Source organism: Paenarthrobacter nicotinovorans, from assembly GCF_007670255.1.
Lineage (GTDB): Bacteria > Actinomycetota > Actinomycetes > Actinomycetales > Micrococcaceae > Arthrobacter > Arthrobacter nicotinovorans_B.
In genome coordinates this window covers 35,723-54,762 of record NZ_SZVS01000012.1, presented here as the reverse complement: position 1 = coordinate 54,762, position 19,040 = coordinate 35,723, and the positions used below count along the sequence as shown (strand labels likewise).

The 19,040-nt window shown below is 63.8% G+C and carries 18 protein-coding genes and 1 tRNA gene; 5 read left to right on the top strand and 14 right to left on the bottom strand.

The window, feature by feature from the left end:
- Position 1: 1 nt before the first annotated feature.
- Positions 2 to 865, top strand: coding sequence for a formate dehydrogenase accessory sulfurtransferase FdhD (gene fdhD, locus FDP28_RS16780; protein ID WP_144662684.1), 864 nt, complete (start codon positions 2 to 4; stop codon positions 863 to 865).
- Positions 866 to 1,035: 170 nt separating this feature from the next.
- Positions 1,036 to 4,065: an alpha-mannosidase gene (locus tag FDP28_RS16775; RefSeq protein ID WP_144662683.1), complete on the top strand. Its 3,030-nt coding sequence runs from the start codon at positions 1,036 to 1,038 to the stop codon at positions 4,063 to 4,065.
- A gap of 12 nt (positions 4,066 to 4,077) precedes the next feature.
- On the opposite strand, the gene FDP28_RS16770 is transcribed toward FDP28_RS16775, so the two are convergent.
- The 7 genes from FDP28_RS16770 to FDP28_RS16740 form a co-directional block, all read right to left on the bottom strand.
- Positions 4,078 to 5,103, bottom strand: a complete 1,026-nt coding sequence (locus tag FDP28_RS16770; RefSeq protein ID WP_144662682.1) for a hypothetical protein — start codon at positions 5,101 to 5,103, stop codon at positions 4,078 to 4,080.
- A 2-nt stretch (positions 5,104 to 5,105) separates the two neighbouring features.
- Positions 5,106 to 6,002 (bottom strand): hypothetical protein, encoded by an 897-nt coding sequence (locus FDP28_RS16765; RefSeq protein WP_144662681.1) that lies wholly within the window; start codon positions 6,000 to 6,002, stop codon positions 5,106 to 5,108.
- Between the two features lie 27 nt (positions 6,003 to 6,029).
- Entirely contained in the window at positions 6,030 to 6,818 is a 789-nt protein-coding gene (locus FDP28_RS16760; protein ID WP_144662680.1) for an amino acid ABC transporter ATP-binding protein, read from the bottom strand.
- On the bottom strand, positions 6,805 to 7,464 hold the full coding sequence (locus FDP28_RS16755; RefSeq protein WP_144662679.1) for an amino acid ABC transporter permease: 660 nt from the start codon (positions 7,462 to 7,464) through the stop codon (positions 6,805 to 6,807). Before FDP28_RS16755 ends, FDP28_RS16760 begins: the two co-directional genes overlap by 14 nt.
- Positions 7,465 to 8,280, bottom strand: coding sequence for an amino acid ABC transporter substrate-binding protein (locus tag FDP28_RS16750; RefSeq protein ID WP_144662678.1), 816 nt, complete (start codon positions 8,278 to 8,280; stop codon positions 7,465 to 7,467). It lies immediately after the preceding gene.
- Positions 8,281 to 8,518: 238 nt separating this feature from the next.
- On the bottom strand, positions 8,519 to 9,226 hold the full coding sequence (locus FDP28_RS16745) for a hypothetical protein (protein ID WP_144662677.1): 708 nt from the start codon (positions 9,224 to 9,226) through the stop codon (positions 8,519 to 8,521).
- On the bottom strand, positions 9,223 to 9,945 hold the full coding sequence (locus FDP28_RS16740; RefSeq protein ID WP_144662676.1) for a hypothetical protein: 723 nt from the start codon (positions 9,943 to 9,945) through the stop codon (positions 9,223 to 9,225). Before FDP28_RS16740 ends, FDP28_RS16745 begins: the two co-directional genes overlap by 4 nt.
- A 208-nt stretch (positions 9,946 to 10,153) precedes the next feature.
- On the opposite strand from FDP28_RS16740, the gene FDP28_RS16735 reads away from it, so the two are divergent.
- Both FDP28_RS16735 and FDP28_RS16730 read left to right on the top strand, forming a co-directional pair.
- Complete coding sequence (locus tag FDP28_RS16735; protein WP_144662675.1) at positions 10,154 to 11,815, top strand: ABC-F family ATP-binding cassette domain-containing protein; 1,662 nt, start codon at positions 10,154 to 10,156, stop codon at positions 11,813 to 11,815.
- Between the two features lie 3 nt (positions 11,816 to 11,818).
- Complete coding sequence (locus FDP28_RS16730) at positions 11,819 to 13,732, top strand: ABC transporter ATP-binding protein (protein WP_144662674.1); 1,914 nt, start codon at positions 11,819 to 11,821, stop codon at positions 13,730 to 13,732.
- A gap of 12 nt (positions 13,733 to 13,744) precedes the next feature.
- Here the strand turns inward: FDP28_RS16730 and FDP28_RS16725 are convergent, their stop codons facing one another.
- The 3 genes from FDP28_RS16725 to FDP28_RS16715 all read right to left on the bottom strand — a co-directional run bounded on the left by FDP28_RS16725 (position 13,745) and on the right by FDP28_RS16715 (position 14,657).
- Entirely contained in the window at positions 13,745 to 14,143 is a 399-nt protein-coding gene (locus tag FDP28_RS16725) for an NUDIX hydrolase (RefSeq protein WP_144662673.1), read from the bottom strand.
- Positions 14,140 to 14,583 carry a DUF6314 family protein gene (locus FDP28_RS16720; RefSeq protein WP_144662672.1) on the bottom strand — a complete coding sequence of 148 codons (444 nt, stop codon included), beginning with the start codon at positions 14,581 to 14,583 and terminating at the stop codon, positions 14,140 to 14,142. The genes FDP28_RS16725 and FDP28_RS16720 overlap by 4 nt, the downstream gene beginning before the upstream one ends.
- Before the next feature lies 1 nt (position 14,584).
- Positions 14,585 to 14,657, bottom strand: a tRNA-Arg gene (locus FDP28_RS16715).
- 108 nt (positions 14,658 to 14,765) lie between these two features.
- On the opposite strand from FDP28_RS16715, the gene FDP28_RS16710 reads away from it, so the two are divergent.
- Entirely contained in the window at positions 14,766 to 15,551 is a 786-nt protein-coding gene (locus FDP28_RS16710) for a DUF998 domain-containing protein (protein WP_144662671.1), read from the top strand.
- Here FDP28_RS16710 and FDP28_RS16705 read toward each other — a convergent pair.
- From FDP28_RS16705 to FDP28_RS16690, 4 genes are all read right to left on the bottom strand, one after another.
- Positions 15,538 to 15,963 (bottom strand): hypothetical protein, encoded by a 426-nt coding sequence (locus FDP28_RS16705; RefSeq protein WP_144662670.1) that lies wholly within the window; start codon positions 15,961 to 15,963, stop codon positions 15,538 to 15,540. The two genes, FDP28_RS16710 and FDP28_RS16705, sit on opposite strands and share 14 nt — an antisense overlap.
- Positions 15,960 to 17,411, bottom strand: coding sequence for a PGAP1-like alpha/beta domain-containing protein (locus tag FDP28_RS16700; protein WP_144662669.1), 1,452 nt, complete (start codon positions 17,409 to 17,411; stop codon positions 15,960 to 15,962). The genes FDP28_RS16705 and FDP28_RS16700 overlap by 4 nt, the downstream gene beginning before the upstream one ends.
- Entirely contained in the window at positions 17,408 to 17,935 is a 528-nt protein-coding gene (locus tag FDP28_RS16695) for a hypothetical protein (protein WP_144662668.1), read from the bottom strand. Before FDP28_RS16695 ends, FDP28_RS16700 begins: the two co-directional genes overlap by 4 nt.
- Positions 17,936 to 18,402: 467 nt before the next feature.
- Complete coding sequence (locus FDP28_RS16690) at positions 18,403 to 19,023, bottom strand: hypothetical protein (RefSeq protein ID WP_144662667.1); 621 nt, start codon at positions 19,021 to 19,023, stop codon at positions 18,403 to 18,405.
- Positions 19,024 to 19,040 lie beyond the last annotated feature (17 nt).

The window sequence follows — 19,040 nt, the reverse complement described above, 5'->3', positions numbered from 1 at the left end:
CATGGGACGTGTGACGCAGCGCCGCAAGGTGCACAAGTTTGTCCTGAATGGCTCTCCCCAGGCATTGGAGCATCCGGTCCGCTTCAAGGAAGACGTCCTGGCGGTGGAGGAGCCCCTGGAAATCCGGCTCGGCGACATGTCGTTTTCGGTGACCATGAGGACCCCGGGGGACGACTTTGACCTGGTGGCGGGGTTCCTTGTCTCGGAGGGCATCATCTGGGAGCCTTCCCAGCTGATTTCAGAGCGTTTTTGCTCAGGGGAGGATGAGAACGGGGTACAGACTTTCAACGTCGTGGATGCCCAGCTCCGCCCCGATGTCGTCCGGCCCGACACGGGCAGGAATGTCTACACGTCAAGTTCGTGCGGCATCTGTGGCACGGATTCCATCGAGGCCGTCCGTAAGTCTTCACACCACAGCCCCAACGAAGACGACCTCACCCTTCCCGTGGCTGCCCTCGCCGCGCTGCCTGACCGCCTCCGTGAGGCGCAGGCCGTCTTCGACAAGACCGGCGGTGTCCATGCTGCCGGACTTTTCAGAATTCACGACGACGGCAGCACCGAACTGCTCTGCCTCCGGGAAGACGTCGGCCGGCATAACGCGGTGGACAAGGTGGTGGGCTGGGCCTTGCGCTCCGGCAAGCTGCCCCTGCGCGGTACGGTACTCCAGGTTTCAGGGCGGGCATCTTTTGAGCTGGTGCAGAAAGCTGCCATGGCCGGTATCCCGGTGCTGGCTGCCGTCAGCGCGCCCTCCAGCCTGGCTGCGGAACTGGCTGCGGACTCCGGCATTACGCTGGTTGGCTTCAGCCGGGGCGCGAGCCTCAATGTCTACGCCGGCCGCGAAAGGATCGTGGAGCAGGGGGCATAGTGTTGTCCGTGCAAGCGATATCCTCAGGTCACTTGGCTATTGACCGTGAACGCCGTAGATTTTATCCATCGATTGGAAACGCGGCGACAACCACGACGCCGTCCTCGCCCGGCACGCCGGCGCCCGGTCATCAAGCCTTGCCACCCAGTCAACGCCAAAAGGGGAATTAATTGCACGACGACCGCCGGATCACTGAACAGCGTCTCGATCGATTCGTTCGGGACCGCATTCTTCCGGCCATTTACGGCAGGGCAATACCGCTGCAACTGAGCAGTTGGGATGCTCCGGGCGAGCCCGTCCCTGCCGCAGAAGCGATGCGCCAGCTGTTTACCCCGCAGGAGCCAGGCGCGCCATGGGGCAAGGCATGGAGCACCAAGTGGTTGCGCCTGCAGGGTGAAGTGCCGCAGGACTGGGGGATGTCCGACTCCACGGCCGTGGAGATCATCGTGGACCTCGGTTTCAACAGCGATGTCCCCGGGTTCCAGTGCGAGGGAACCGCCTGGCGGGCCGATGGCAGCATCATCAAGGCTATCTCTCCGCGGAACTACCACGTTCCCCTCAAGCTTCTGGGTGGGGGGCTCTCAGTCGATTTCTATGTGGAAGCCGCGGCCAATCCGGATGTCGCGCAGGGCTGGTCCTTTGCCCCAACGCCGCTGGGGGACAAGGCTACCTCGGGCGACGAGCCGCGCTACCGCCTTGGCCGTATCGCCATTGCCGAACTGAACGAGACCGTCTGGGAGCTCAACCAGGACATCTGGACCCTCAGCGGCCTAATGCATGAACTGCCCATGGAACTGCCGCGTCGCCACGAGATTCTCCGGGCACTCGAACGCATGCTGGACATCATGGACCCGGACGACGTCGCGGGAACCGCCGCCGCCGGACGGGAAGCACTGCGGGAGGTCCTGGCCCGGCCCGCGTACGCTTCCGCACACGAACTTTTGGCCACAGGCCACGCCCACATCGATTCCGCCTGGCTCTGGCCGGTCCGTGAAACCATCCGCAAATGCGCCAGGACCTTCTCCAACGTCGTGGCGCTCATGGATGAGGATCCCGAGTTCGTTTTTTCCTGCTCTTCCGCGCAGCAAATGGCGTGGATGAAGGAGTTCTTCCCGGAGCTTTTTGTCCGCATCCGGGAAAAGGTCAAGGCTGGCCAGTTCGTGCCCGTTGGCGGTATGTGGGTGGAATCGGACACCAACATGCCCGGCGGGGAAGCCATGGCACGCCAGTTCGTCGAAGGCAAGAGTTTCTTCCTCAAGGAGTTCGACATCGAATGCCAGGAAGCCTGGCTTCCGGATTCCTTCGGCTACTCGGGGGCCATCCCGCAGATCGTCAAGGAAGCCGGTTCGCGCTGGTTCCTGACCCAGAAAATCTCGTGGAACAAAGTCAACCGCATGCCCCATCACACGTTCGCGTGGGAGGGCATTGACGGTACCCGCTTGTTCACGCACTTCCCGCCAGTGGATACGTACAACGCTGAGCTTCACGGCCGCGAACTGGCGCATGCGGAGCGGAACTACCGCGATCACGGCCGGGGCACGATGTCCCTGGTACCGTTTGGATACGGCGACGGCGGTGGCGGACCCACGCGGGAAATGGTGGCTGCCGCGCACCGAACCGCAGATCTGGAGGGCTCGCCGAAGGTCCGGATGGGCACCGCTCGGGACTTCTTCACCAAGGCTGAGGCCGAGTACAGCAACCTTCCTGTCTGGGTGGGGGAGATGTACTTGGAAATGCACCGCGGGACATACACCAGCCAAGCCAAGACCAAGCAGGGCAACCGGCGCAGCGAGCACCTGCTGCGTGAGGCAGAGTTGTGGTGCTCCACTGCGGCGGTCCGCCTTGGCGGCGACTACACGTATCCCCGGGACGAATTGAAGCGGTTGTGGCAGCTGGTGCTTCTGCAGCAGTTCCATGACATCCTTCCGGGCAGTTCCATCGCGTGGGTCCACCAGGATGCCGAGCGGAACTACGAGGCGATCTCCCGCGAGCTCGAGCAGACCATTGCCAAGGCGGCACAGGCGCTGGTAGGGGAGGGCAGTACCGAATTCCTCCTGAACGCCGCTCCACATCAGCGCAGCGGGGTTCCTGCCCTGGGTGTAGCGGAGACCAGCGAGCCTGGATCCGGCGTCCACGTGGAGCAGTCCGACGACGGGTTCGTGCTGGACAACGGACTGATCCGGGTTGTGGTGAACGCGAACGGTCTCCTGACCTCCGTCATGGACCACGCCAGTGGCAGGGAGGCTATCGCCCCCGGGCAGGCCGGCAACCTGCTTGAGCTGTTCCGTGACACTCCCAACGAGTGGGATGCCTGGGACATCGAAGAGTTCTACCGCCACAACGTCACCCCGTTGACCGAAGCGGAAGCCACCGATCTGGAGCGGACCGCGGTCGGCGTCGTCGTGCTGGTTAAGCGCACGGTGGGCGCGTCGGCCATCACGCAGCGCCTGACGCTCGACGCCGGTGCCAACTCCCTGGGGATCGCCACCACGGTCGACTGGCAGGAACGCGAGAAAATGCTCAAGATCGCCTTCCCGCTGGATGTCCGCGCCGACCGCTCCGCCTCGGAGACGCAGTTTGGCCACGTGTTCCGGCCCACCCACACCAATACGTCCTGGGAAGCGGCGAAGTTCGAAATCTGTGCCCACCGGTGGATCCACGTTGCTGAACCGGGCTACGGCGTAGCCATCAGCAACGCCTCCAGCTACGGACACGACGTCACCAGGGCGGTCCGTCAGGACGGTGGAACGACGACGACGGTCCGCACCTCGCTGCTGCGCTCGGCCCGTTTCCCGGATCCGGAAGCGGACCGGGGCGAGCACACCTTGGAGCTGTCCATCAGGCCTGGGGCTGCAATAGCCGACGCTGTGGAAGAGGGCTACCGCACCAACCTGAAGCCGCGTTTTGTCAGCGGAGGGCACGGTGTTGATCCCTTGGTTTCGGTGTCCAATCCGGGAATTGTGGTGGAAGCCGTGAAACTGGCCGAAGACGGTTCAGGCGACGTTGTGGTGAGGCTCTATGAATCCCTGGGAGAGCGCTCAGCTGCCCTGGTGAAGCCCGGCTTTGACGCTACGGGTGCCACTGCTACGGACCTGTTGGAACGCGTCACGGAGACTCCCGGGGTCACTGTGGAGGACGACTCCACCGTCAGCCTGGTGCTCCGCCCGTTCCAGTTGGTTACGCTGCGCTTCTCCCGGTAGTCCCCGGGGAGGCTACTCCACCAGCTGAACGTCGATGCTGTCCTTCAGGATTTGTACGCGGGCCGGAATGACGGAGTCGAAGTGCTTGATGTCGGCGGCGACTTCCTTGGAGAAAACATTCTCGATGAGGGAGGGCATCTCTTTCACGCCTGACAGGTAGCGTTTTGCCGCGAAATCGAATTCGGACCGGTTGGCACGGATCCGGGCGTTGACCGCTTTGGCTTCGTCGGCGATTTTCAGCACCTCTTCGCTTGGTGCGTTCCGGGCCTCGGCATCGTCTGCTTTTTTGACCAGCTCATCCTTGGCGCGGACGAACTCCGCGTACTTCTCTTCGCCTGCCGCCGTGACCTCGGCGCGTGCCTCGAGGTCGGCCACGTGCTTGTCGAAGGTGCGGGCGAACTCGACGTATGCGTTGTTCTTTGATTGCTTGAGCTCACTGGCTGCCTTGCGGCAGGGAGCCGCGGCCTGGGCCAGGAGGGTCTGGCGTTCCCGCAGTGTGGCCGCTTTGGAGCCCACGAACAAGCCGTTGCATCCAGCGGCGTCATCTTCGCGGAAAAGGCCATCAAACTGCGGGTAAGACTCCACCAAGCCCTCCATGTAATCGAAGTAGCGCTCGTGAGAGTCCACCAGCTGCAGCACCGCCACTCCCACGGGGTTGTCGCCGGAGTCGTTCCCCGACTTCACTTCCTGAAGGGCGGAGCGGGCAGACGTTGTGGCCTGCTGGAACTCCTCTTTTTCCTTTTGGCTGTCCTGCACGGCCTGGTCCCGCGAGACAGGAGTGTTGCGGGCTTTCTTGTACGCCGCCAAATATGCGTTGACCGCCGGCTGGATTTTGTTCCGGGCATCACCCAAGGCGTTCAGGCGGTCCTCCTTCAGTGATGCCAGACTTTCCTTCTTCTGCTGGCTGGAGAACTGATTGACAGCCACCAAGGCGGCGGCAGCGATCACCAGTACGGCAACAATGATGCTGATCGCCAAAATAGCCCGACGGCGGGGACGGGCTGGGGCGGGATTGGTCGCGGGGTGCTCAATCGTCATGGTTACTTCCCCTCATGACCGGTTGCATCAAAACTTTGCAGGCGGGATTTCAGGGCACGTTCAAGCCCGGCATTGGATGAGTTGGCGTCCTCAACCAGTTTGGTCGATTTGGCTTTGACGGCGTCCTCATACGTCGTTCGCACTTTATTCAAGGCATCGTTGATATCGAGAAGGGCAACTCCTGCCGTGGTGCTCTTGGCCAAACGGGCCAGGGGTTCTGTCTGATTCAGGACCTCCTGCTGCTTGTCCCGTTGCCCTCTGACCACACCTTCGATGCCGGTGAGGAGCGCTACTGTCTCTTCATCTGCCTTGTCTTTGGCGGCGGCCAATGCTTCCAGGCACGCATCAGCGGTCTTGACGTAGTCCGCCGAATAGTTCTCGCCAGCCACGTTGAGGTCCTTGTGGAGCGGTGCGCAGGGGCCTCCTACCGACCGGGTGATGTTGGCGGTATTAATGAGCTGCTGGTCGCTGTAGGCGATGACAGCGGCGTAGTTTTCTTTGAACAGTTGGAATGCGGCAGCCACACTGTCTTCTTTGACCACCGGAGAGGCGGCCATGGCGTTCAGCCTGCTGGTGTTGGCTTCCGACTCGCGTTTGACCAGCTCGCTTTCCTGGTTCAACACCTGGTCTTTTTCCTGGTCCTCGTCCGCCTGTGCCACCACGTTGGTATAGCGGGCCGTGAACTCCTGGAGCAGCGGATCGTAAAGGTTCATGGAGTTGTCCACGATTCCGCGTTGTTTGTCCAGGCGCTCAACATCCGCCCGCTGGACCCCGGTGGGGCGGAACAGCGCGAACCACGTGCCGAAGCCTCCCGCTACCAGTGCGATGGCCACGATCACCACGATGAGCGTGGTGCGCCGGGATTTTCGGCTCCCTGCTTTGACGCTTGTCTCGTCCAAAGTCCCCCCAATAGTTCCCCAACCAGCTCAGACGTCGTGCTGGAGTCGTTTCACGAAAAGTTTTGTCCGCTCCTGCCGGGGTGCCCGGAGCACCTCGGCAGCGGGGCCGCGTTCAACCACAACTCCGCCGTCCATGAAGATGACCTCGTCCGCCACGTGCTGGGCGAATGCCAGCTCGTGGGTCACGATCACCATGGTCCAGCCTTCTTCCGCCAGCTCCTTGATGACCCCCAGGACATCGCCCACCAGTTCAGGATCCAGGGCTGAGGTGGGCTCGTCGAACAACAAGAGCTGGGGTTTCAGGGCCAGCGCCCGGACGATGCCCACGCGCTGCTGTTGGCCGCCGGAGAGCTCGAAGGGATAAGCGTCGCGTTTGTCAGCCAGACCCACACGCTCCAGCAGGCGCTCGGCCTCGGCGATGACCTCGGCCTTGGGACGCTTCTGTACCTGGACGGGGCCCTCGATGATGTTCTTGAGCACCGTCATGTGCGGGAACAGGTTGTAGTGCTGGAAAACCATGGCGCTGCGGTCGCGCAGTGCGGCGATGTCCCTCTTGCCCACCTTGGTCCCAAAATTGATGGCAAGACCTTGTGAGGCATCGCCGCCGCCGAAGGTGACCGTACCGCCGTCGGGAATTTCCAAGCCGTTGAGCGAGCGCAGGACCGTGGTTTTCCCGGAGCCGGAGGGCCCGATCAGGGCCACTACTTGTCCACGGCGGATGTCGATGTCGATGTCCCGCAAGACGGTGTTGCTGCCAAAGGACTTGGCGAGGTTCCGTGCCTCCAGGACCATGTTCGACGGATCAGTGGGCGACATAGCGGTCCAATCTCCTTTCCACCGCGGACTGCGCTGTGGAAAGGACCAGGCAGATGACCCAGTAGACCAGGGCTGCCTGCAGGTACAGGGCCATGAACTCCTGGCTGAAAGCAGCGATCTGCTGGGCATTCCGGAACAGTTCGGTGACCAGGATCAGTGATGCAAGGGACGTGTCCTTCACCAGTGAGATGAAGGTGTTGGACAACGGAGGAACGGAGACCCGGGCAGCCTGCGGGAGGATGATCCGCACCAGGGTCTGCCGGTTGGACATGCCGATCGTGTGCCCGGCTTCCCACTGCCCCTTGGGCACGGACAGGATGGCGGCCCGGATAATCTCGGCCGCGTAACCGCCCACGTTCAAGGAAAACGCGATGACCGCACTGGGCCAGGGATCAAGCTTCACTCCAACGCTGGGCAGGCCGTAGAAGATCACGAACAGCTGCACCAGCAGGGGAGTGCCGCGGATGACCGACACATAGAAACGGCCGATTCCCGAGAGCACGACGTTGGGACTCAACCGCAGCAAGGCCACGAACAAGGCAAGCACCAGGCCGAAGGCGAAGGACATCAGAGTGAGCGGAATGGTCCCGGTCACGGCCCCGGTGATGAGCGGCCCGAAGGAACTCCAGACGAGGTCCCAGTTCATCTATTTGGTGACGTCCGCGCCGAAGTACTTGTCCGAGATCTTCGCCAGCGTTCCGTCCGCACGGAGGTCTTCCAAAGCCTTGTCCACGGCCTTGGTGAGCTCGGTGGAACCCTTGCGGAAGACCAGCGCGCTCTCAGTCTTGTCCGGTGCTTCCGCTGCAACCTTCAGGCCGGAATCGGGAGTGGTCTTGGCGTAATCCAGGTAGGTGAGTTTGTCGTTCACCGTTGCGTCAACGCGTCCCTGCTGGACCAAGGTGACGGACTGCGCCCAGCCTTCAACGGCCTGGACATTGGCGCCGGCTTCAACGGCCATCTTGTAGAAGTTGCTGGTCAGGGACTGCGCGGTGGTCTTGCCCTTGAGGTCGGCGAAGCTGTTGATGCTGGAGTTGTCCGACTTGGTGACCACTACGCCGGTGGAGATGGTGTAGGGGCTGGAGAATTCGTACTTGGCCTTGCGCTCATCGTTGATGGAGATCTGGTTGGCGATCGTGTCGAAGCGCTTGGAATCGAGGCCCGCGAAGATGCCGTCGAACTGGGTCTCCTGGAAGGACGCTTTGACGCCGAGCTTTTCGGCCACAGCCTTGGCGATTTCGACGTCGAATCCGGTGAGGTCGCCGGCGCCCTCGGCATGGAAGCTGAACGGACGGTAGGTACCCTCGGTGGCGATGACCAATTCGCCCTTGGACTTCACGTCTGACAGGGACGTGTCCCCGCCGGACTGCGCCGGTGCTGATCCTCCGCCGCAGGCCGAAAGGGCAAGGGCAGCGGAAGCCAGGGTGGCGGCAAGGACGGAACGACGGGTGCGGAGGCTGTTCATGGAGCCATCTTAGTCACCCGAGGGGAACGGTTCTGCGGTGGACACCGATGCCGGGCGAATGTGGCGTTAAAAAGGCTGAGTGGGGGCGGTCCCCAACAGCCCGCCACCACTCATCCCCCCAATTGTGCTCACGTGGGCGCCACATCCACCGGAAACCCGTTCTCTGATTCCGGTGTCAGGCTGCAGCCGCATTCACACATTCATGATTGTGCCACGATCTAATGGTTTTGTGAAAGTCTTACGCCGAGAGACGTCGTTTGCGACGTGCGAAGGCCTTCGAGAACCAGATTCCGGCCAATCCGATGCACGTAGACAGGGCTGCGGAGTAGTTGATCAAGACGCGCAACCAGGCCTCCGAAAAGGGGATGAGTGGAAAGAGCTGGGACAGCAAAAGGAGCGACAAACCCAGGAGCAGCAAGCCCGAAGCCACGCGCAGCAGCACGGGGGCCTGGCTCACCACCGTGCGCCAAATGGCCGGTAGCAGGCAGGCGGCGACGAACCCCGGATAGAAGCGGCCCATGAACGCGTAGGCCTCCAAGGACGGTCCCCACACCAGCCCGCTCATTCCCGCCGACGAGCCACGCGTGTCCGTAATGAGGAAAAAGTAGATGGTCAGGGCACCCACAATCGCGGCCACGGTGATGCCAACAGGGCCACGGATGGCCCGTAAAGCGGACTCCGACCCGAAAGCCGTGGCGATCTTGATGCCCATGAAGAAGAACGTGGCATACAGCAGGAAGCGCAGAATCAGGTTGCCGATGTTCATCCCGCCCAACCAACCATCAATCACGAGGTAGGGAGCTTCGATGCTGATGAGGATACTGAGGGAGATCAACGAAAAAATGTAGAACACCACGCGGTTCTCCCCGCGCAGCGCGCTGGGTATCCGTGCGACAGTGATCGCAAGGCAAACTACCAGCGTGACCCAGGGCAGGACAGCCGTCATCCGAGGTTCTCCCAAATTCTTTCAGTACGTTCGTGGTCTTGTTCCTGTCGGCGAAGAGTCTTGCCCAACGCCATAAGCCGTTCACCGGCAAGGGTCACCAGTGCACTTTGGCTCATCCGGTCCAGAGCGTCGCGGCGGGCATTGGGAGCCCATCCGGCCTCGGCTTCCGTGATGAGTCCCCCTGCCACCAAGCCTCCCGCCGGGCCGACGCCGGCAGCACGCGAGGTGGCGATCGCCAGTTCCGGTGGAAGCCGGTTGGCTGTCAGGTGGGCGGAGAAGTTCTGGGGAGCGATGCCCGTGGTGTCGCTGACCCGGTGCCGCAGCTCGCCGTCGTCGATCGCGTCCACCCAGTTGCGCACCGACGTAGGGTGCGGCGGTTCCGAAAGGGAAGCGGCGGGACCGGAACCGGGCTCGCTGCGTTCGACCACAGCGCGCAAAAGGTCGATGGTGGCGACCTGGCTCACCAGCTCGCAGGGGGTGGGCGGCACGGGGTCGCCGCGAAGGTCGGAGTAGAGGTCGAACGTGGACAGCGCCTGCACAGGGTTGATGTTGAAACCCCGGCTGATGCTCACCAGCGTGGATTCGGCCACCTTGCCGCGGACCAGTTGCTGGGCCAAGGTTGTCCTCTTGATGCCGGCGATCCTGCAAACGTCCGCCGTGCTGGCATCGGGCGCAACGCCATGAAGCCAGCGCTGGAACGCCTTGGACTGTAGGGGCATGGGGAACTCTCTGTGATGTGACGCGGCAAACCAGCGGAATGCTGTAAGTGGGAGTACAGATCGATTTTACGCCGTCGCCACATTGAATTATGCTTGGTAATTGAACCCGCTGGTCCGTACACCCCCCAAGTCCGGACCGGCGGGTTTTTCCATGCCCGCGGGAATCGCGGCCGAACCATCCGCGTTCCCTTTGCTGGAGGATAGACAAATGACTGCAACCTTGGTGGCCAAGGAACTTGCCGGTGGTCATGGCCACCGCACACTCTTTTCCAAACTGTCCCTCACAGTGGCGCCAGGCGACGTCGTCGGCGTCGTGGGCGCGAACGGTGCCGGTAAATCAACTCTGCTTCGCCTCCTGGCCGGCGTGGACCAGCCACAGGCAGGCAGCATCAGCCTGGCGCCCGCGGATGCTTTCGTGGGCTGGCTGCCGCAGGAACACGAGCGCACGGAGGGCGAGACGATCGCGGGCTATATCGCGCGCCGCACCGGCTGCGCCCAAGCCACCTTGGAGATGGAAACCACGGCCGAAGCGCTTGGCTCGGGGGCTCCCGGCGCTGATGACGCCTACTCCCTTGCCTTCGACCGCTGGATGGCCTCCGGCGCGGCGGACCTGGAGGACCGCATCCCCGCTGTCCTGGCGGACCTCGGGCTCGAGGTCGGCGCCGACGCCCTGATGACCGGCCTCTCCGGCGGGCAGGCGGCCCGGGTGGCGCTGGCCGCGTTGCTGTTGAGCCGCTTCGATGTGGTGCTCCTGGACGAGCCCACCAACGATCTCGACCTCGAGGGACTGGCACGCCTTGAAGCTTTCGTCCAGGGTTTGCGTGGTGGGGTGGTCCTGGTGTCCCACGACCGCGAATTCCTGGCCCGCTGTGTCACGACAGTCGTGGAACTGGACCTGGCCCAAAACTCGGTGGCAGTCTACGACGGCGGCTACGAATCCTTCCTCGAAGAGCGCGCCGTGGCCAAGCGGCACGCCCGCGAGCGCTACGAGGAATACGCCAACACCAAGGCCGATCTCGTCTCCCGCGCCCGCACCCAGCGCGAGTGGAGCTCACAAGGTGTCCGGAACGCCATGAAGAAGAACCCGGACAACGACAAGATCCGTCGCGCCGCCAGTACCGAATCCTCCGAGAAACAGGCGCAGAAGGTCCGGCAAATGGAGTCCCGCATCGCCCGGCTCACCGAGGTGGAAGAGCCCCGCAAGGAGTGGCAGCTCCAGTTCAGCATCGGCCAGGCACCCCGCTCAAGTGCCGTCGTCGCCACCTTGCGCGACGTCGTCGCCCGCCAAGGCGACTTCACTCTGGGACCGGTCAACCTGCAACTCAATGGCGGGGAACGGATCGGCATCACCGGACCCAACGGCGCGGGCAAGTCCACGCTGCTGCGCCTGCTGTTGGGAACGCAGAAGCCCGACGACGGCGAAGCCTCCATGGGTGCGTCCGTCGCCATCGGCGAAATCGACCAGGCGCGAGGACTGCTCGACGGCGGCCAGCAGCTGGGTGATGCCGTGGAAGCTGTGCTGGTGGACTGGAACAGCGCGGACGTCCGCACCCTCCTTGCCAAGTTTGGCCTCAAGGCAGACCACACCTCGCGCACCGGGGACTCGCTGTCCCCGGGGGAGCGGACCCGTGCTGCGCTCGCCTTGCTGCAGGCCCGGGGCGTGAACCTGCTGGTCCTGGATGAGCCCACCAACCATCTGGACCTGCCCGCGATCGAACAGCTCGAAGAGGCACTGGAAAGCTACGATGGTGCGCTCCTGCTGGTCACCCACGATCGCCGCCTGCTGGAAAACGTCCGACTCGATTCACGGTGGCATCTGGACAACGGACAAGTCCGGGAGCTTCACCACACCCCAAGCCAGGAGAAGTAACGCATGAGCATGGACCGCGTGGCCTGGAGCTCGCTGTACAACATCACCACTGCCAAGAGCGGCTCCAAGCCGTTCTCCAAGGAAACCCTGAAGAGGGTCCTGGCTTTTGCGGCCCCGCATAAGGGCAAACTCATCGCCTTCGTCATCGCCTCCATCGCGGGCGCTTTCCTGGCCGTGGCCACCCCGGTGCTCGCCGGGCAGGTGGTGGACGCGATCATCGCCAACGCAGGTGTGGGAACGGTCATCTGGCTGGCCGTCCTCATTGCGATCGTCGCGGTGGGCGAGGCCGGCGTGGGGCTGCTGACGCGCTGGCTCTCCTCAACGATCGGCGAGGGCGTCATCGTGGACCTGCGCACCCGCGTGTTCGACCACGTACAGCGCATGCCGATTGCGTTCTTCACCCGGACGCGGACCGGTGCCTTGGTGAGCCGTTTGAACAATGATGTCATTGGCGCCCAGTCCGCCTTTGCCGGAACCCTGTCCGGCGTGGTCAGCAATGTTGTGGCCTTGGCGTTGACCCTTGCCGTGATGCTCAATACCTCCTGGCTGGTCACTGTGCTTGCCATGGTGTTGCTGCCCATCTTCCTGATCCCGGCACGCCGCATGGGTTCGAAACTGGCCGATCTCCGCCGCGAGGCCGCGGCCCACAATGCCGCCATGGGCACCCAGATGACGGAGCGCTTCTCCGCCCCCGGTGCCACCTTGGTGAAGCTTTTTGGCCGCCCGGACGAGGAATCGCGTGAGTTCGCTGACCGGGCCGGACGCGTGCGTGACATCGGCATCCGGACCGCCATGCTCCAGTTCACGTTCGTCACGGCCCTGACGTTGGTTTCCGCTTTGGCTCTGGCGCTCGTGTATGGCCTGGGCGGTTGGCTGGCCATCAGTGGTCAGCTCGCCCCCGGCGACGTTGTGGTCCTGGCGCTCCTGCTGACCCGCCTCTACGCGCCGTTGACGGCACTGTCCAACGCAAGGGTGGAGATCATGAGCGCACTGGTCAGCTTTGAGCGCGTCTTCGAGATCCTGGACCTCAAGCCTCTCATCACCGAGAAACCGGATGCCGTCGAGGTTGCTCCCGGTCCGGTCGCTGTGGAGTTCGACGATGTCCGCTTCTCCTACCCCTCAGCCGACAAGGTGTCCCTGGCGTCTTTGGAGGAAGTGTCCACGCTGGACACCCGCGGTGGGGAAGAAGTCCTGCACGGGGTCAGCTTCCGGGTTGAACCGGGCCAGACTGTGGCGTTGGTGGGTTCCTCCGGCGCCGGGAAGTCAACCATCGCCCAACTGCTGTCCCGCCTCTACGACGTCGATTCCGGAGCTGTGCGCCTCGGCGGCCACGGAGCGCGGACGGGCACCGACGTCCGGGACATCACCTTCGATTCGCTGCGTGACACCTTGGGCATGGTGACCCAGGACGGCCACCTTTTCCACGAAACCATCGCTTCGAACCTGCGCCTGGCCCGGCCCGGTGCCACGGAGGAGGACATGTGGGACGTGCTGCGCCGTGCACGCCTGGAGCCCATGATCCGGTCATTGCCCGACGGCCTGGAGACCGTGGTGGGGGAGCGCGGCTACCGGCTCTCCGGCGGCGAGCGGCAACGGCTCACCATCGCGCGTTTGCTCATCAAGCAGCCCCGCGTCGTGATCCTTGACGAGGCTACGGCAGCACTGGACTCCACCAACGAAGCCGCCGTGCAGGCGGCCTTGGGTGAGGCGCTCGAGGGGCGTACCGCCGTCGTGATTGCGCACCGCTTGTCCACCATCCGGGCCGCTGACGCGATCCTTGTGGTGGAGGATGGCCGGGTTGTGGAGCGTGGCACCCATACGGAGCTGCTGGCGGCGGATGGCCGTTATGCGGAGCTGTACCGGACCCAGTTCGCCGAGGCTACAGCTGTGGCCCAGGAGGCGGTCCCCGAGCTCTGACCCAACTGTCCCCTAGTTGGGTGCCGCGAGGGCGGGGAGTACGTGGTCCGTGAGGAGCGGGGCAAGGTCGTCGGGCAGGGGAGCGCCAAGGTCGAGCCAGCGGATTTCGGCGATTTCCGCAGAGGGGTGCGCTTCCCACGTGCCCGGGGCCGTGAACACAGTGGCCTCGATGGTGGTCTCGTCCTCGTTGGCGGCGACGGCATGCCAGACGCCCAAGGGTTCCAGGTCCTGTGCGGCAACCTCGATGCCGACTTCCTCCAGCAGCTCCCGGGACGCCGCCTCGGCAGCAGTCTCTCCGGCCTCGGGCTTTCCGCCGGGGTGCATGAACTTCTCCGTGCCGCGTTTTCGGACGGTGAGGAGCTGACCGTCCTGGTTGTAGACGCACACGGCACTCACCACGATCACGTTCATGCATTTCTCCTCAGGTGCGATTCCAGCAGCAGATCCTTCGCGGGGCCCCTGACGTCCCACGTGAAGCTGAACGCGTCCGGGCCTTCCCACAGATAATTGACGCGGTAATCGTCCGGATCGCACCAGTGCTTGTCCTGGTGGCCCTGCTCCGAGAAGCTCATGACGTGGAATGGCCGGCCGTCGGGAAAGAACACGTCCATGGATTCCGGACCAGCGCCAGGCTTCAGGAGGTATTCGCGGAAGGCGGGCCCCGAGTGGGTGGGCCAGTGCATGGTTCCGTCTTCGCGGTAGTCCAGCCCGCCGTCGGGGTTCTCTTGATAGCGCACGACGCCGGTGAAGGAACCTTTGGTGCCTGAGGCGCGGTCCAGGAGTGTCCGCTCCACCACCCAGCTGCCGGCCAGATAGGCCCGCAGGTCCGGGGTGGGCTGCTGATGGTTCAAGTGCCCTCGATTGGAATCGAACCAACGACACCGGCTTTAGGAGAGCCGTGCTCTATCCACTGAGCTACGAGGGCCTGTGTGTCCACGGCTTGGAATCCCACTGCTGGAGCTCGAGGGCCCGGACACGACTACAAGCATACAAGCTGCCGGGCCGCCGCCCGAACACGGCTAGGCTGACGGTCATGAATGGCCACCAGATTGAACCCGTACAGGCCGGAGCGTTCCTTCCGGACCTGCGCAGCACCAGGGCGAACATCGGCGGATGGGCCCAGCTGAGCGTGGTCCAGTATTTCGTGGCGGAGGCTGCAGTGATCGAGGCCTGGGCCGGGCCGGAGCCCTACAGCAGGGCCACCGGCTTCATCAGCGACCTGGGGGCTGTCTCCTGCGGCGTGTATGAGGACCGGGCGGTCTGTTCGCCCTTGCACTGGCTGATGAATGCCTCCTTTGTGGTCCAGGGCCTGGCCTTGGTTCTTGGCGCGCTCTTCCTCACGGCAGGTCTTTTGTGCGTCGCGGCGAGGCCGGGCGTCCAGGCCAGGCGTTTCCGTGCGGCCGGGGACAGCTTGGCCCAGGCCCGCGTGCTGACGGTGCCCTGGATTCTGGCAGTAGCTATTCGGATACTGACCGGCGTTGCGGGGCTAGGAACGGTGATTGTTGGCTTGGTACCCGAAGATGCGGGCTCTCCGTGGCACTTCGCCGGGGCCCTCATGTTTTTCATCGGCGGAGGCTTTGCGCTGCTGCTGCTGGCCATACTGTGGTTCCGGCAGACGCCGGTCAGCTGGTTCCTCGCTGCCTGCGCAGCAGTCTGTCTGGGGGCGCTGGTGGTGGGCGGGCTCACGGGAATGCACGTGCCGCAGCCGGGGACCTTGGAACGGCTCATGGGCTATCCCGTGACCATTGGCCTGGCCGCCGCGGGCCTGGTGATCGCCCAACGCGTGCGGACGGAACGGAAAGCGCTCAGGGCCGGTTGAGGAAGTACTCGCGGATGTCCACCAGCGACGTGCCACCTGTGTAGCCCAGCTCTGCCGCCCCGACGGATACGGAATCGTCCGGTGAAAAGATGCTGATTGAGAAGGAGCCGGAGTCCAGATCCTTGGTCTTGTCGAGCATCGCCGGCAACGCTCCGTCCAAGGCCTCGGCCAGTGCGGCCTGGTCGGTGCCTGTCCCTGTCAGCTTCGCGGTGATGAAGTTTCCGGACGTGTTCATGTTCACGTGCACCTGGGCATCCTTGATTCCGGGCACAGTGCTTGCCGCGTCCTCCATGTCTTTACCGAGCCGTTCCGCCTTGGAGGGACCACCCGCACCGCAGGCCGTGATGCCAAGGAGGAACAGCCCAACGATCAGGACTGCTGCCAGTGCTCTGGGAAGTTTGCTCAAGATCACTGCTTTCGGGAAATGTTGGACACGGTTGAGGACACCTGGCTGGCGTCGTTGGTCAGGAACTGCTGGGTGGAGTCCTTTTGACTGTACTGGTTGATGGGACCGCCGCCTTCCAACCGCGTGACTGAATCCACGTAGCGGTAGGAATCGTGGTAGCTCAACCCGGCGACACCGGGATCGATGTCCGGATTGGGCAATGTAACCACCACGGCGTTGTTGTCCCGGCTCATGGAGACCCCGCCGGGCACCATGGTGGCATCGGCCAGGTCCACTTTGGGAACGGGGTCGCCGGAGTGTTGCAGAGCCAGGACATCGATCGATGACGGGATGGGAGCCGAGTCCACCGGGGAGCCATACGTGACTACATTGGTCACGTTGAACCTGTCCGTGAATCCACTGTCCGAGGCCAACGCCGTGGCGATCATCCCACCCTGGGAATGCCCTGACAGCATGACTGGCGCACCGGGAGGAATCCCGGCTTTCTCCATGGCCAGGCTCACGGCCTGAGCGGCCGTTGACAGGTTCCCGCCGGCGAGTTCAAGGTTTCCGGTGAGGTCCGTAGGGTTGGCCGCGCCATCGGGCATCCACCGCGTCGTGCCCGGAATGCTCACGATGTAGGCAGGCGGACTGCCTGGCTTTTCGACCGTGGTGATCCTGATCCCGGTGTCCTCCGTACCGTCCTTTCCAGCGTCAGAGTATGCGGCGTCGGTAGCGGCAAGGATGGCACTGATGCTTGAGGGAACAGGCGTGACGGCCCTGCCGTTGGCATCTGTTTTTCCGGGCGTTCCCACCGTCAGCGGAAGGGGATTCCCCGCCACCGGCCGACCATCATCCAACAAATGCGGGTTCTGGAAACCGAAACTCGTCACCGTCGCGGCGGTGTTCAGCGTCGCCGCGACGAGTAGCACGCCGTTGGACACCAGCTGGGTGATCGATGGTGGTTCACCTGACGTCAGCCAACCCCAGCCCATGTTTACCAGGTCGCCGAAACGGGTGAAGCGGTTCTCCTCGGCATCCATCAGGTTTCCGATGGGGAGGGGCGCCAGGTCTTGGGCGAGGTACCACATGCTTGAGGCGGTGCCGGCAAGCACGCGGTTGACCCTGCCGAAGGCGCTCCACAGCTCGCCGGCATCGTCAGCGGCCGCGTCCAGCAGCCGGTCCAAAGCGGACGTACCAGCGGAGCCGGCCGATGGGGCGCTGGCTGCCAGCTGCTCGTCAACGTTCCGTTGCACGGCTTGCGAGGCGGCTTCGAGCGCATGCCCGGCGGCGACAAGTTGGCTGCGGTAGGCCTTCCAGTCGTGGGTGAACCGTTGCCCGTCGTCGCCGTACCACTCCACGTCGGCGATGAGCGGAGTGAGGCTGCCGCTGAGGTCCAGCAACCGTTGGCTGTTCCGGGCAAACTCCTTGCTGAGGCGTCGGCCGCCCTCCACGTCCATTCCATACAGGCTCATGCGTGCACGCTCCCGTTGCTGACTTCGACGCGGGCGCTGGCGAGGTATTCACGGCCGCCCAGCACGGACCAGCCAAACTCGCTGGCAATATCGGTGGCGGGGACGGGCATCAAAGAGGCCGTGGCAGCGTCCCCGGGGCTTGCCTCCACGGAGTACAGGCATTCGGCAACGCCCCAGCTGTGGCGGCGTTGGTATGGCTGGGAACCGTGCCTCCCCGGGGGAACCGCCGTCACCTCAAGGTGGATAGTGCAGCCGACGTCGGCGGCCGTTGCCTGCGGAAGGTTGTCGGGGGAGTCAACGAGCCGGGGCAGGTCCGGAAAATGACGGCTGAGGGACGCCCAAGCGTCCTCCTCCCGGAAGAAGGAAACCTCGACGGCGTTGCGGACTTCCGTGACAGCACCGCCTCCCGCTTCGGTGCTGATGCGGCGGCGGTACGAGAGGCCAACGCCCCGCCCGCCCGCCCGCCATGCCGACCTCAGTGTGGACCGACTCCAGCGTGCCCCCGGACTGAGCTGTGTCCCCAAACTGAGCTGTGCCCCCGGACTGAGCTGTGTCCCCGCGCTGAACGACGGTGGACGCTCTCAGCGGTGCCGACGCCGCAAGGAAGACTGCCAGCACCCATTGCTGTGACATCACCCCACGGGCATCGAGAATGCCGGCGCGGAGGAGTTCCTCTGCAACTTCGGGTGTAACGTCACCCTGGGCCTGCAAGGAAGCCTGATACGCGGCAAGTTCCGCGTCCTGGCTGCTGTCCATCGCTTCGGCGGCTTTGCGGACGGTCGCTGCCCACGCCAGAGGGCTGATCTCAACGACGTTGAGCCTGGAATCGGCCCGGATTTCTCCCACGAATTTCCCCCAATACACTCCGCGCGCCGAACCTGGCGCCAAGGCTCACGGTATCGGCGCGGGGCTGGCGGCGGAATGGGGAGAAGTGCCCGGACAGGCCGGGCGCGGGAGACGGCTCAAACAGCCGTGGCTCAAACAGCCGTGCTCAGGCGGCGCGCTTCTTCCCCAGGAACACGGCAACCACACCGCATACCAAGCTGATCAGGAAAAGCACCCAGGACGCGACGGTGACCGCCGACGCCACGGCAACCGAACCGGCGTCGGGCGTTTCTGCCGCCAGCACCGAATCGATGGCCACGTTGGACCACAAGTGGGCCACCGCGAAAAGCAGGGGAGCGGCCCACATGGCCCACCGCCAGGACTTGCGTGCCACGTTGGTACCGATGAGCAGGAGCCAGCTGAAGCCAAAGATCAAGGGGAACAGCGTGCCTGCGGTCTTGTGGACGTAATTGAGCTGGCCACGGGCGGAGTCGTCCATGGCGGTGCGCAACTGGGCGATGTAGTCCTGGGAGAAGCCGCCGATCAGGGAGTCGGGCATTGCCAGGCCATTGGAGAGCTGCGTCATCTGGTTCAGGGTCAGCAGGTGCAGGTACCAGAAGAGGAACAAGCTGGCCACGACGCCGGCGATCACGATCAACTTGGAGTTGCTCTGCGCCTTCTGCGAGGTGCGCTGCGTGGTGGGGTTGATCACGGGAGGCAGGGAGTGATCGGGCACCACTGCCTTTGCTCCGTGCTTCTTGATGCGCTGCGCTGGTGTCTTGGCCATGTCATTCATTATCCCGC